This window comes from Pseudoalteromonas piscicida, from assembly GCF_000238315.3.
GTDB classification, from domain to species: Bacteria; Pseudomonadota; Gammaproteobacteria; order Enterobacterales; family Alteromonadaceae; genus Pseudoalteromonas; species Pseudoalteromonas piscicida.
Window position 1 is genome coordinate 2,919,457 of sequence record NZ_CP011924.1, and the last position, 13,044, is coordinate 2,932,500.

A 13,044-nucleotide genomic window follows, 5' to 3' on the forward strand; every position below is an offset into this window, starting at 1 on the left:
AATGCCACAAAGATTGATTAAAAATCCGCAAATAATTAAAGCGTTAGAGGTAAGATAGTACAGCGACACTGGGGTCGACCAGTGCCGATATAAGACTAATTGATGATCTTCTCAAGGTCAGCGAGAAGTAGTTTGTCATCGATTGTAGGGACAGCTCCAGCTGTATGTGTAGGTTTGAAAATAGCCTCAAGCTGGCCTTTAGGGTTAATTAATGCTACAGACGCACTATGATCAACATAATACTCTTCTGTCTGTTCCTGATTTATTGCGTAGATTAAACCGAGATCTCTCACAAAAGGAAATAAAGCCGAATGATCGGCAGATACCGCTTTAAAATTAGGATCAAAGTGCTTGATGTAGGCTAAACGCCTCTCTTCAGTATCTCGGTTAGGATCGACCGATACAAACCATACTTGTAAGTCACTTTTGTTTTTTACGGATTGATATACGTGAGTTAGCTTCAACAGCGTCATAGGACACACGTCGGGACAGCTAGTGTAACCCAAAAACAGCAAGTTCCATTTATCGGTAAAGTCTTGATTTGAGACTACCTCACCGTATTGATCCCTTAATTCAAACGCTTTCACGTCCTTAGGCTTAGGGTACCAAACCACTTTTTCCGACACATCTGGCGCAGGCCCACAACCAAACAGAATTAACATAGAGATAATTAAGAAAAATTTTTTCATATAAATGCTTTATCCACAAAGAGTGCAATGAACACTATCAAAAGATGCCAGATAGAGAAATAGAATACCCTCATAGCATACTCTAAACTATTTGTTCTCATAAGCTTTGTGGCTTTGTAAATAAAAGCGACATTTGCTATGCCGGAGACCAGCAAGTAGATCCAACCAGACATTCCCACTAGGTAAGGTAGCAAACAGACTAAAGTCAAAATGATGGTATAAAATAGCACACAGAGTTTTGTAAATTCGTTTCCATGCGTTACTGGTAACATGGGGACTTCGGCTTTTTCGTAATCTCGTTTACGAGCAATAGCTAATGCCCAAAAGTGGGGAGGTGTCCAAGCAAAAATGATCATTACTAACAACCAAGGCTCTGCACCAAGCTGACCAGTCTCACTGACCCAACCTAACAGAGGTGGCATCGCTCCTGCTAACCCCCCTATTACTATGTTTTGAGGTGTTGCGCGCTTTAACAATAACGTATAAACCACGGCATAACCGAATAGCGCGGCTAAGGTAAGTAGCGCACATAACTGATTGGCAAAAATAGTTAATAGAGCATATCCTGAAATTGCGAGGCCCGTCGCGAAGATTAAAGCTGATGATACAGAAACGGAGTCTGTCGCTAACGGTCGGTTTCGTGTTCGCGCCATCTTTTTATCTATTTCTCTATCCACGATATGATTTACAGCTGCTGCACTACTTGAAAGTAAACCAATGCCAAACAAACTCATTAACTGTGCCAATAATGTTTTATCACTTTGCGGTGCTAACATCATCCCGACCCAAGCAGTAATAACTAACATACATACTACTTTGAACTTACACATGCCAAAGTAGGCTTGTAATAGCGTAGTTGCTTTTTGAAGCTCTGAAAAATTAGTTAATTGAAGCATATTTCACCCCTACTTTTTGCGCCAAGCTGATAAAAAAGCACAATCTCACCATTGCTAATAACACCATAGCTGCCATGAAGTTATGGAATAGTGTCAACAATAGAGGAAACTGAAAATGTACTATTGCAGCCCCAACCAAAACTTGTATAGAAACTAAAGCTAAAACGACAAGCGCTGAGTGTCGGAGTACTCGGTTTTGACTTGCTTTAAGCAGTGGCCAGCATGCAGCAAGTAACATTAAAACGGTAATAACTGCCCATATCCGATGGATAAAGTGAATAGATACTCTAGATTCGAATGGCAAAACACCAAACTCATAAGTCGCTGAAGCTTCAGGAAGCGTAAATAAACTCTGCCAAGAGAAAAGTTGCAGATTGTCACATAGCGGCAAGCCTGTACAATGTGGAGCAGCATAATTGGCTGCAAGCCACCCACCAAGCGCAATTTGTATAATCAACACACCAAGAGCCACATAACATAAACGACAGGTAAGGCTAGTTACACTAGCAGTAATAGTGGTGTATTTCAGCCTTAAAACCAATAACACCAGCAATGCAAGAATACTAAACCCACCTAGTAAATGACCCATCACAATAACTGGCTGTAAATTCATCGTCACGGTCCACACCCCAAGTGCCCCTTGAAATAACACAAGCAATAGCAGTAAGTAGTAGTGACGATTAGGGTTTTTTGTTTTTTGCTTCTTGAATAGCCTTATGCATGCAAGTGCCAAAATAAGTAACCCGAGGAAGCTGGCAAAATAGCGATGGATCATTTCAATCCAAGCTTTTTCTGCTTCCACTTCTAAATGTGGAAAATTGTCTTTCGCCGCAGATAGTTCATGAGTCTCATTTGGTACTGTTAAAAAGCCGTAACACCCAGGCCAATCTGGACACCCAAGTCCCGCATCACTTAAACGTGTGAAGGCGCCAAGTGTCACTACCGTTATTGCGACGAAACAGGCAAATATTGCGATTTTTATTCTTACCTTGGACATATTTACCTCCTAACTTGAACGAGAGTAGTTCAATAATTTCTTCAGATCACTCAGTAGCCCTTTTTGTACACTTCGCATTTCTTCTAAGCTTGCTACTGGTGCATATTTAAGTACAAATAACCCTGTTTTATCAACCAAATAGAGATAGTTGTCGTCTAACTGCTTGAGGTATATCGGCAAAGAAGTAGCGTACTCAATACCTTTTTCATTTCGCTCTTGTAATACCACAAGCGATACTTTCTGCTGGTTTTTCCCCAGCGCTAAATACAAATTAGGTAAGCTATCTAGTAGTAAAGAACATTGCTTATTACACTGCTTTGGTCGCTGATAAACGATACTCCACTCAGTATCTAAAACCAGCTCTGATTGGCGAACCTCCTGACTTAAAAATTCACCGTGATTAGTCGTACTATGTGGTATCCAGCCGACCTTCAAGGCAACAAATGCCAATAGTAAGGGGAATACGAACAGCCCTATAAACCATGCCGCGCTTTTAGACATCTTTATTCTCCTTTTTTGAAAGTTTCCAGCCAATTACTAGCGCGGCCAAGGCAATAAGCAACCACTGTAATGCATAAGCTTCATGTTTTTGCGGTGACATTACGACCGGTTGATAATGGGGCTCAGTCCCAGCAAGTCTATTTTTAGTCATGTAGGCAATTAGAGGTAAAAGAGGTTTACCTGACTCCGCAGACAAGTAATCAACATCAATATACTGAATCACAGATTGTTTTGTTGTCTCCTCAGCCGCAGACTTAGCTAAGGTGAACCGCTTACTAGCACTAGATTTGATATAGACAGGTAGAGAAACGGTGCCACTTGGAAGAGAGTAAACGGTAGGCACGCGACTAACCTGCTGAGGCACAAAACCTAAATTAACAGCTAGATACTCATCAGTTTCGGAAATTTTTATAATGCCAATTACATCAAAACCGACTCGGCCTTTCACGACTTGATTATCTAAATACCAAACCGCATCGCCTACAAAATTCCCTGTAATCGACACTTCAGCATTAACATATTGCGTGAGCGGCTGGGATGTTACTTGCTGCTCATTAGCCACGCCTAGCGATTTTTCAATCTCAACTTTATGCTGCAACACATGTTTTTGCTGCGCTCTTTGCCACTGCCAATAAGAGAGCGAGCCACATAAAAGAACAACGATTAATGCTGCCAATATGGGGGGTTTTGATCTACCTTTAAAAAGTGCACCTAAATCCATCGGACACCCCTTATGATTAAAATTATTATTGTTGTATTGCTACTACTCGTTTTTCTAAATCTATTTAGAGCTATGCTAGTCATGCTCAAGTCAGAGCAACAAGAGTCGATGGCGAGGCTATTGCAACAAAGAGTTTATGCATCAATAGCTGTCGTACTTCTAATCTGTCTTGCCGCTCAATTTGGCTTTATAAAGCTACACTCTTCACCCGTTGTTACAACACATAAACAAATACAAACAGGCACAACCAAACAACATCAACAAAATGCCAATACCAAGCCCCAGCTTGAAAAGCAAAGTGATTCTTAGCGGTAAAGTGGCCCTTTAATACCCTTATCCATATAACGAAAAGAATGATCGCGCCAAGTGTGACGTGAAAACCATGAAATCCTGTCAGCAAAAAGAACGTATTACCGTAAACTCCCGACTGGAGAGTTAGCCCCAGATCTTGGTAAGCGTGAATATACTCTTCCACTTGCAAGGTTAAGAATGCGACGCCAAGTAGTACTGTTAATCCTAAGAACGCCTTCACTTTCGCCCTTTGCTCTTTTTCTAAAGCTACGTGAGCAAAGCTAAGGGTTACTGATGATGCTAATAGAATAATCGTATTGATCAGCGGAAGTCCCTGCCAACCCATAGCTTGAGTTACAGTTCCATCTGGAGTTGTGAGCAATGGCCATACAGCTTCAAATTGAGGCCACAAAACCTCATTGGTACTAGCGTTATTACTTGCACCGCCTAACCACGGCACAGCTATCATTCGAGCATAAAAAAGTGCGCCAAAAAAAGCAGCAAAAAACATAACTTCGGAAAAGATAAACCATCCCATTCCTTGCTTGAACGAACGATCCATTTGGGCAGAATATAATCCAGTTTGAGATTCTTGGATCACATTCCTGAACCAACCAAAAATCATATAGATCAGCACAGCAATACCAACGAGCAGTAGCATTACTCCACTATTACTGGTTGATTTAAGTTGAATAATTGTTAAGCCAGCGCCGACCGCGATAAAGAAAAGCGCAAAAGCCCCTACGATTGGCCATGGGCTTTGCTCAGGCACGTAATATTTTTCTTGTTCATGGTTCATATTTGAACTCCTCTCGAGCGGCCAGCATATTCAGTCCATCACTGTCTTGTTTGCTAACTCGCTCTGTAATATCAAACAACGTATATGAAAGCGTGAGTTCCTCAACATCACTTGGGAGCTCCGTATCTACATAGAACCTCAAGACAAACTCAACTTCTTCTTTGCCTTTCATTGGTTGCTGATCAAAACAAAAGCAGGCCATTTTGTGTAAATACTTTGCCGCTTTCCCTGGAGACACTGAAGGGATCGCTTGCAACACACGCTCACTATCACTCAAATTTTTTGCAATGAATTTGACATCGGTTAGCTTACCGGGTTGAACTCTAACCGAATGCTCGACTGCATCGACTTTAAATGGCGCCTGGCTTTGACTATGCGTTGTGAAGCTCACATCTACTTGTCGACTTTGCGCAATTGACTCGCTCTGCTTGGCGATTTCCATGGATGGCTTACCATTTAGGCCTGTGACATCACAAAAAACGTCGTATAGAGGAACCAGTGCAAAGGCAAAAGCAAACATACCTAGCGTCAACAAAATTAGCTTCTTAAGCAGGCGTCCATGTTGCATTACTTAATCTCCGGTGGCGTTGAAAAGGTATGATAAGGAGCCGGAGATGGTACTTGCCACTCTAATCCCTCAGCCCCATCCCACACTTTCCCTGGGGCCTGCTCTCCACCTTTTATACATTTATAAACCACTGCAACAAACAACAGTTGAGAAAGACCGAAAGCAAACCCTCCGATACTAATGATCGCGTTGAAATCAGCGAACTGTAGAGCATAATCAGGGATCCGCCTTGGCATGCCAGCAAGACCAACAAAGTGCATAGGGAAGAACAATACGTTCACACTAACCAAAGAGAGCCAAAAGTGAAATTTAGCCAATTTGATATCAAACATGTGACCTGTCCACTTTGGTAACCAATAATATGCGGCGGCCATTATTGAGAATACTGCACCCGTAACCAACACGTAATGGAAATGCGCGACAACGAAGTAGGTATCGTGATATTGGAAATCTGCGGGCGTAATTGCTAACATCAAACCGGAAAATCCGCCAATTGTGAAAAGTACGATAAACGCAATGGCAAAAAGCATGGGCACCTCAAAACTAATAGCACCTCGCCACATTGTAGCTACCCAATTAAAAACCTTAACGCCAGTAGGCACAGATATGAGCATAGTTGCATACATAAAAAACAACTCACCAGCTAAAGGCATACCCGTAGTAAACATATGATGAGCCCAAACGACGAACGACAACAGAGCAATCGACGCGGTTGCATAAACCATTGATGCATAGCCAAACAGTTTCTTTCTTGAAAATGTCGGTACTATCGTAGAGATTATGCCGAAGGCAGGTAATATCATGATGTACACTTCAGGATGACCAAAGAACCAGAATATATGCTGGAACATAACAGGATCACCACCACCTGCTGCATCAAAAAAGCTCGTTCCAAAGAACTTATCAGTCAATACCATAGTCACAGCGCCAGCGAGTACGGGCATAACTGCAATCAGAAGAAATGCAGTGATCAGCCAAGTCCAGACAAATAAAGGCAACTTCATCCATGTCATACCTGGAGCTCTAAGATTGACAATGGTCACGATAACGTTGATAGCACCCATAATAGAGCTAATGCCCATTATATGGATCGCAAAAACAAAAAATGCTGTATTGTCATTGCTATACGTTGTAGATAGTGGCGCATAAAAAGTCCAACCGAAAGCAGGCCCGCCGCCTTCCAAAAATAACGACATCAGTAAAATTGCAAATGCAAAGGGTAGTATCCAAAAGCTCCAGTTATTCATTCTAGGTAGCGCCATATCAGGAGCACCAATCATCATTGGGATCATCCAGTTGGCAAGGCCTGTAAATGCGGGCATGACTGCGCCAAATACCATTATTAGTCCATGTACTGTCGTCATTTGATTAAAAAAATGCGGATCTACAAGCTGCAACCCTGGTTGGAATAACTCGGCTCGGATCACCATCGCCATAGCACCACCGATTAAAAACATGCTTAGTGAGAACAATAAATACAGTGTTCCAATGTCTTTATGATTGGTGGTAAACAGCCAGCGCTTTAAGCCTTTGGGAGCTGTATGTTGTGAATGTTCTTCTACGATGGCACTCATTACTTACCCTCCTCTAATGCATCTATCTCACGCTGTATTTGACTTGGCTGAATAACATCGCCGGTGTCATTACCCCAGCTATTTCTTTTATAGGTGATAACCCCCGCGATCTGCTTGATTGTTAATTGCTTTGCGAAAGATTGCATCGCAGTTCCTGGGCGGCCTAAAAGGAGAATATCTATATGAGCTTTAATATCTCCAGTGACGACTTTACTCCCTTTCATTGCAGGGAAGACACCTGGTAGCCCAAGCCCCGTTGGTTGATGGCAAGCTGCGCAATAAGCCATGTAAGTTTGTTCACCAACCTCCATTAACTCCTCTTTCGAAAGAGTTTGTTGGGCTACTGCTTGTGACTCAGCTTCTGCTTTTGCTTTTTCAGCTTTAGCATCGTTAAGCCAACTATCAAATTTATCAGGACTTATAGCCTCGACGACGACTGGCATAAAGCCATGATCTTTGCCACATAATTCAGCACATTGGCCTCTGTAAATTCCTTCATCGTTGACCTTTGTCCATGCCTCGTTTATAAAGCCTGGATTGGCATCCTTCTTCACCGCAAAATCAGGCACCCACCAAGAATGGATGACATCATCTGAGGTCATCAAAAAGCGAACTTTCCTATCGGTGGGAATAACTAAATGCTTATCAACTTCAAGCAGGTAATTTTCATTTTTTTCTTTAAGATCACTAATTTCATCTTTCGAAGTAGAGAGTAAGGAATAGAACTCAACATCGTGCCCCATATACTCATAGTGCCATTTCCACTGAGAACCTGTGACTTTAATGGTCAGATCAGCTTTACTCGTGTCTTCCATAGCAATAAGCGTTTTTGTGGCTGGTATTGCCATACCAATGAGTATCAGGAAGGGAATTGCAGTCCAAAGTATTTCCACTTTGGTGCTTTCATGAAATTGCGCTGCAACAACGCCTTTTGACTTTCTGTGTTTTATAAGCGCCCAAAACATAATCCCAAACACAATCACACCTATGACACAACATATTAGAAATATGGTCATGTGAAGCTCATACACTTGATGACTAATGTCTGTAACACCTTGCCTCATATTATAAGCGCTGTTAGCAAGTGAGGGCATGGCGATTAGCACTGCGATGAATGCTACAACTAATCGACAAATTTTCATTTGACGTCTCCTTCAAGACAACTCGTGGTTGTCTTTTGTTATTATTGGATGACTGTCATATTGTCTATTTGTACATAGACTTACTGCACGACTATTAACCAATTAGTCAAAAAACAAACAAATTGCAAGATTTTTGAGAAGACCGACTTTAGAATCAAAACTGGGGACTATAGGGATTAAAACGAAGAATGATGAAAAATAGTGTATAAAGATCAGAAAACTAAAAATATTACTAAATGATTAAAGTCACTATAATCATCCTACTTTCACATAGTTAGAAAAGTTAATTATCACTTTTTAAACAAAATATAGTTAAAGCAAGCGCAACTTTATCTTTAACGCTACGCTCGCTCTCAAAAACTACATCCAGTCAGCACTTCGGATAACGCCGACGGCTAACCCTTCAATGGAGAAATTTTGATGCTCAAGATCCACTTCAATCGCATTAAACTCTTCATTCTCAGCATGCAATAAGACTTTCTTTCCTTTCTTTTCAAAACGTTTAACTGTCACGTCCTCTTCTACACGAGCCACTATCACTTGGCCATTTTCAGCCACTTGAGTACTGTGAACAGCTAGTAGATCACCATCCATAATGCCAATATCCTTCATGCTCATACCATTAACTCTCAAAAGATAATCAGCATTAGGTTTAAAAAAACTCGCATCTACATTACAGTGACTTTCTACATGTTGCTCTGCCAGAATAGGCTCACCAGCAGCAACACGACCGATAATAGGTAAACCAAGTTGTTCGGATTCATCCTCTACAAGTCGAATCCCTCGGCTTGCACCAGGGACCATTTCGATAACTCCCTTTTTCGCAAGCGCCTTAAGATGTTCTTCCGCTGCATTTGCACTCTTAAAACCCAAAGCATCAGCTATTTCTGCACGAGTTGGAGGCATGCCAGTATCTTTTATGAATACTTTTATTAATTCAAAGATTTGTTCTTGTCGTTTTGTTAGAGGACGCATTAACTGGTGTTCCATACAGTGGTTTATTTACTGTAAGTATATACAGCTCAAAAAAAATCGCAAATGTTTCTTTATTCGACATATTTTAAGTGTACTTGCTGATAGCATTAATTAGAGTAGCATTTAACAAGAAGCGAAGTCTGTGCCTCAAAGCATAACCTACGACCCTAAGCAATAAGAAATAGATTATTAAGATTTTGGGCTGATAAACTACCTCCTACCATGTTGCATTGTGCTAATACTGTGCTGGGAGTGCATTCACTTAGGTATAGAAAAACCTCTATACCCCAAACAACAAAAAACCCGCCGCATTACTGCAACGGGTTTCTCTTATTTGGCCCTGGCGATGTTCTACTTTCACATGGGGAATCCACACTATCATCGGCTGGAAACTTTCATTGCAACCTATCGGTGGGTGAACCACCCCCTACCATATTGCGCTGTGCTGATACTGTGGTGGGAGCGAGTTTACCTCGCGAGGTTTTCTATACCCCAAACAGCAAAAAACCCGTCGCATTGCTGCAACGGGTTTCTCTTATTTGGCCCTGGCGATGTTCTACTTTCACATGGGTAATCCACACTATCATCGACGCTGTTTTGTTTCACTTCTGAGTTCGGCATGGGGTCAGGTGGGTCCAAAACGCTATAGTCACCAGGAAATTCTGTTCATCAATGAAGTCTCCCTCATCAATGTAAATCCGGAAAAAGCTATTAAATTCTTTTGTCTACTTTAGTCTATTAACTTCTGTCACTTAAACCACTTTGGCGTTGTATGGTTAAGCCTCACGGGTAATTAGTACGAGTTAGCTTAATGCCTCACAGCACTTCCACATCTCGCCTATCAACGTTGTAGTCTTCAACGGCCCTTCAGTTGACTCTAAGTCAAAGTGAGAACTCATCTCGAGGCCTGCTTCCCGCTTAGATGCTTTCAGCGGTTATCAGTTCCGAACGTAGCTACCGGGCAATGCAATTGGCATCACAACCCGAACACCAGCGGTTCGTCCACTCCGGTCCTCTCGTACTAGGAGCAGCCCCTCTCAATTCTCAAACGCCCACGGCAGATAGGGACCGAACTGTCTCACGACGTTCTAAACCCAGCTCGCGTACCACTTTAAATGGCGAACAGCCATACCCTTGGGACCGACTTCAGCCCCAGGATGTGATGAGCCGACATCGAGGTGCCAAACACCGCCGTCGATATGAACTCTTGGGCGGTATCAGCCTGTTATCCCCGGAGTACCTTTTATCCGTTGAGCGATGGCCCTTCCATTCAGAACCACCGGATCACTATGACCTACTTTCGTACCTGCTCGACGTGTCTGTCTCGCAGTTAAGCTTGCTTCTACCATTACACTAACCGTACGATGTCCGACCGTACTTAGCAAACCTTCGTGCTCCTCCGTTACTCTTTGGGAGGAGACCGCCCCAGTCAAACTACCCACCAGGCACTGTCCTCAACCCCGATTCAGGGGCCTAAGTTAGAACATCAACACTACAAGGGTGGTATTTCAAGGTCGGCTCCACAGAAACTAGCGTCTCTGCTTCAAAGCCTCCCACCTATCCTACACATGTAGGGTCAATGTTCAGTGCCAAGCTGTAGTAAAGGTTCACGGGGTCTTTCCGTCTAGCCGCGGGTACACAGCATCTTCACTGCGATTTCAATTTCACTGAGTCTCGGGTGGAGACAGCGTGGCCATGGTTACACCATTCGTGCAGGTCGGAACTTACCCGACAAGGAATTTCGCTACCTTAGGACCGTTATAGTTACGGCCGCCGTTTACCGGGGCTTCGATCAAGAGCTTCGCCTAAGCTAACCCCATCAATTAACCTTCCGGCACCGGGCAGGTGTCACACCGTATACGTCATCTTACGATTTTGCACAGTGCTGTGTTTTTAATAAACAGTCCCAGCCACCTGGTCACTGCGGCTCTCGTTTGCTTACAGAGCAAGTCCTTCACAAACAAGAGCGTACCTTCTCCCGAAGTTACGGTACAATTTTGCCTAGTTCCTTCACCCGAGTTCTCTCAAGCGCCTTAGTATTCTCTACCTGACCACCTGTGTCGGTTTAGGGTACGATTCAGTATGAACTGAAGCTTAGAGGCTTTTCCTGGAAGTAGGGCATCAACAACTTCACCACCTTAGTGGCTCGTCTCGACTCTCAGCCTTGGCAACCCGGATTTTCCTAAGTCACCAGCCTACAGCCTTTCACATGGACAACCAACGCCATGCTTGCCTAGCCTGCTCCGTCCCCCCATCGCATTCATACCGAGTACGGGAATATTAACCCGTTTCCCATCGACTACGCTCTTCAGCCTCGCCTTAGGGGTCGACTCACCCTACCCTGATTAACATGGGATAGGAACCCTTGGTCTTCCGGCGGAGGAGTTTTTCACTCCTCTTGTCGTTACTCATGTCAGCATTCGCACTTCTGATATGTCCAGCATGCCTCCCGGCACACCTTCAGCCACTTACAGAACGCTCCCCTACCCCGCGAACTAAGTTCGCAGCCGTAGCTTCGGTGGTATGTTTAGCCCCGTTACATCTTCCGCGCAGGCCGACTCGACTAGTGAGCTATTACGCTTTCTTTAAAGGGTGGCTGCTTCTAAGCCAACCTCCTAGCTGTTTTAGCCTTCCCACATCGTTTCCCACTTAACATACACTTTGGGACCTTAGCTGACGGTCTGGGTTGTTTCCCTCTCCACGACGGACGTTAGCACCCGCCGTGTGTCTCCCGGATATTACTTTACGGTATTCGGAGTTTGCAAAGGGTTGGTAAGTCGGGATGACCCCCTAGCCTTAACAGTGCTCTACCCCCGTAAGTATTCGTCCGAGGCTCTACCTAAATAGATTTCGGGGAGAACCAGCTATCTCCCGGTTTGATTAGCCTTTCACTCCTAGCCACAGGTCATCCCCTAACTTTTCAACGTTAGTGGGTTCGGTCCTCCAGTTGATGTTACTCAACCTTCAACCTGCCCATGGCTAGATCACCGGGTTTCGGGTCTATACCCTGCAACTTAAGCGCCCAGTTAAGACTCGCTTTCGCTACGGCTCCCCTAAATGGTTAACCTCGCTACAGAATATAAGTCGCTGACCCATTATACAAAAGGTACGCAGTCACCCAACAAGTAGGCTCCTACTGCTTGTACGTACACGGTTTCAGGTTCTATTTCACTCCCCTCACAGGGGTTCTTTTCGCCTTTCCCTCACGGTACTGGTTCACTATCGGTCAGTTGGGAGTATTTAGCCTTGGAGGATGGTCCCCCCATATTCAGTCAAAGTTTCACGTGCTCCGACCTACTCGATTTCACTTTAGATAAGTTTTTGTGTACGGGACTATCACCCTGTTTCGTCATGCTTTCCAGCATGTTCCACTAACTACACTAAAGCTTAAGGGCTGGTCCGATTTCGCTCGCCGCTACTTTCGGAATCTCGGTTGATTTCTTTTCCTACGGGTACTTAGATGTTTCAGTTCTCCGCGTTCGCCTCGTTAACCTATGTATTCAGTTAACGATACCTGCAAGCAGGTGGGTTTCCCCATTCGGAAATCCTAGTCTCAAGCGCCTCTTACTGGCTTGACTAGGCTTATCGCAAGTTAGTACGTCCTTCATCGCCTCCAACTGCCAAGGCATCCACCGTGTACGCTTAGTCACTTAACCATACAACCCAAAGTAGTTTTTCTTCGCTTTTGTCTTTTATGCTGCGTTCCTCGATATTTTTGCTTGGTCACATAACACGTTATGCTCCCGTCGACAAAAATCTCAAGCGCCTTGCCTAAAAACCAAAATCATTGAAAATGTCTAATTTGACATTGTATATTCAAAGACAGTTTAACTTCGCCAGAAGTTAATATTGAATACTAAAGTAGACGCTAATTAATCATAAAAATGATTA

General features: G+C 43.5%; 11 protein-coding genes and 2 rRNA genes. 1 reads left to right on the plus strand and 12 read right to left on the minus strand.

Translation table 11 applies throughout. The features are described 5' to 3' along the window. Positions 1–95 precede the first annotated feature (95 nt). Genes PPIS_RS13625 through PPIS_RS13645 form a run of 5 tightly spaced genes read right to left on the minus strand, consistent with a single transcriptional unit; the run spans position 96 to position 3,804 of the window. Positions 96–689 carry an SCO family protein gene (locus PPIS_RS13625; RefSeq protein WP_010378443.1) on the minus strand — a complete coding sequence of 198 codons (594 nt, stop codon included), beginning with the start codon at positions 687–689 and terminating at the stop codon, positions 96–98. Continuing rightward, complete coding sequence (cyoE, locus tag PPIS_RS13630) at positions 686–1,585, minus strand: heme o synthase (RefSeq protein WP_019647585.1); 900 nt, start codon at positions 1,583–1,585, stop codon at positions 686–688. The genes PPIS_RS13625 and cyoE overlap by 4 nt, the downstream gene beginning before the upstream one ends. Next, on the minus strand, positions 1,569–2,582 hold the full coding sequence (locus PPIS_RS13635; RefSeq protein WP_010378441.1) for a COX15/CtaA family protein: 1,014 nt from the start codon (positions 2,580–2,582) through the stop codon (positions 1,569–1,571). The genes cyoE and PPIS_RS13635 overlap by 17 nt, the downstream gene beginning before the upstream one ends. A 9-nt stretch (positions 2,583–2,591) precedes the next feature. Continuing rightward, positions 2,592–3,083 carry a hypothetical protein gene (locus PPIS_RS13640; protein WP_010378440.1) on the minus strand — a complete coding sequence of 164 codons (492 nt, stop codon included), beginning with the start codon at positions 3,081–3,083 and terminating at the stop codon, positions 2,592–2,594. Continuing rightward, on the minus strand, positions 3,076–3,804 hold the full coding sequence (locus PPIS_RS13645) for an SURF1 family protein (RefSeq protein WP_010378439.1): 729 nt from the start codon (positions 3,802–3,804) through the stop codon (positions 3,076–3,078). The genes PPIS_RS13640 and PPIS_RS13645 overlap by 8 nt, the downstream gene beginning before the upstream one ends. Positions 3,805–3,816: 12 nt before the next feature. Here PPIS_RS13645 and PPIS_RS25800 point away from each other — a divergent pair, with 12 nt between their 5' ends. Continuing rightward, the gene (locus PPIS_RS25800) at positions 3,817–4,113 is read left to right on the plus strand and encodes a DUF2909 family protein (RefSeq protein WP_081629166.1); all 297 of its coding nucleotides are present in this window, start codon (positions 3,817–3,819) and stop codon (positions 4,111–4,113) included. Here PPIS_RS25800 and PPIS_RS13655 read toward each other — a convergent pair. From PPIS_RS13655 to PPIS_RS13685, 7 genes are all read right to left on the minus strand, one after another. Further along, positions 4,019–4,894 (minus strand): cytochrome c oxidase subunit 3, encoded by an 876-nt coding sequence (locus PPIS_RS13655; RefSeq protein WP_010378438.1) that lies wholly within the window; start codon positions 4,892–4,894, stop codon positions 4,019–4,021. The two genes, PPIS_RS25800 and PPIS_RS13655, sit on opposite strands and share 95 nt — an antisense overlap. Next, positions 4,884–5,462, minus strand: coding sequence for a cytochrome c oxidase assembly protein (locus tag PPIS_RS13660; protein ID WP_010378437.1), 579 nt, complete (start codon positions 5,460–5,462; stop codon positions 4,884–4,886). Before PPIS_RS13660 ends, PPIS_RS13655 begins: the two co-directional genes overlap by 11 nt. Continuing rightward, positions 5,462–7,036 (minus strand): cytochrome c oxidase subunit I, encoded by a 1,575-nt coding sequence (ctaD, locus tag PPIS_RS13665; RefSeq protein ID WP_010378436.1) that lies wholly within the window; start codon positions 7,034–7,036, stop codon positions 5,462–5,464. The genes PPIS_RS13660 and ctaD overlap by 1 nt, the downstream gene beginning before the upstream one ends. Continuing rightward, entirely contained in the window at positions 7,036–8,178 is a 1,143-nt protein-coding gene (coxB, locus tag PPIS_RS13670; RefSeq protein ID WP_010378435.1) for a cytochrome c oxidase subunit II, read from the minus strand. The genes ctaD and coxB overlap by 1 nt, the downstream gene beginning before the upstream one ends. Before the next feature lie 360 nt (positions 8,179–8,538). Further along, a complete protein-coding gene (lexA, locus tag PPIS_RS13675) occupies positions 8,539–9,153 on the minus strand; it encodes a transcriptional repressor LexA (protein ID WP_010378434.1) in 615 nt (204 codons plus the stop codon). A 543-nt stretch (positions 9,154–9,696) separates the two neighbouring features. Next, positions 9,697–9,810, minus strand: a 5S ribosomal RNA gene (gene rrf / locus PPIS_RS13680). Between the two features lie 115 nt (positions 9,811–9,925). Next, a 23S ribosomal RNA gene (locus tag PPIS_RS13685) occupies positions 9,926–12,809 on the minus strand. Between the last annotated feature and the right edge of the window lie 235 nt (positions 12,810–13,044).

What these genes read in the sequence shown, in the direction of transcription:
- PPIS_RS13640 (WP_010378440.1), bottom strand. Translation starts at nt 3,083, where the DNA reads ATGTCTAAAAGCGCGGCATGGTTTATAGGGCTGTTCGTATTCCCCTTA.
- PPIS_RS13645 (WP_010378439.1), bottom strand. Translation starts at nt 3,804, where the DNA reads ATGGATTTAGGTGCACTTTTTAAAGGTAGATCAAAACCCCCCATATTG.
- ctaD (WP_010378436.1), bottom strand. Translation starts at nt 7,036, where the DNA reads ATGAGTGCCATCGTAGAAGAACATTCACAACATACAGCTCCCAAAGGC.
- lexA (WP_010378434.1), bottom strand. Translation starts at nt 9,153, where the DNA reads ATGCGTCCTCTAACAAAACGACAAGAACAAATCTTTGAATTAATAAAA.
- PPIS_RS25800 (WP_081629166.1), top strand. Translation starts at nt 3,817, where the DNA reads ATGATTAAAATTATTATTGTTGTATTGCTACTACTCGTTTTTCTAAAT.
- PPIS_RS13625 (WP_010378443.1), bottom strand. Translation starts at nt 689, where the DNA reads ATGAAAAAATTTTTCTTAATTATCTCTATGTTAATTCTGTTTGGTTGT.
- cyoE (WP_019647585.1), bottom strand. Translation starts at nt 1,585, where the DNA reads ATGCTTCAATTAACTAATTTTTCAGAGCTTCAAAAAGCAACTACGCTA.
- PPIS_RS13635 (WP_010378441.1), bottom strand. Translation starts at nt 2,582, where the DNA reads ATGTCCAAGGTAAGAATAAAAATCGCAATATTTGCCTGTTTCGTCGCA.
- PPIS_RS13655 (WP_010378438.1), bottom strand. Translation starts at nt 4,894, where the DNA reads ATGAACCATGAACAAGAAAAATATTACGTGCCTGAGCAAAGCCCATGG.
- PPIS_RS13660 (WP_010378437.1), bottom strand. Translation starts at nt 5,462, where the DNA reads ATGCAACATGGACGCCTGCTTAAGAAGCTAATTTTGTTGACGCTAGGT.
- coxB (WP_010378435.1), bottom strand. Translation starts at nt 8,178, where the DNA reads ATGAAAATTTGTCGATTAGTTGTAGCATTCATCGCAGTGCTAATCGCC.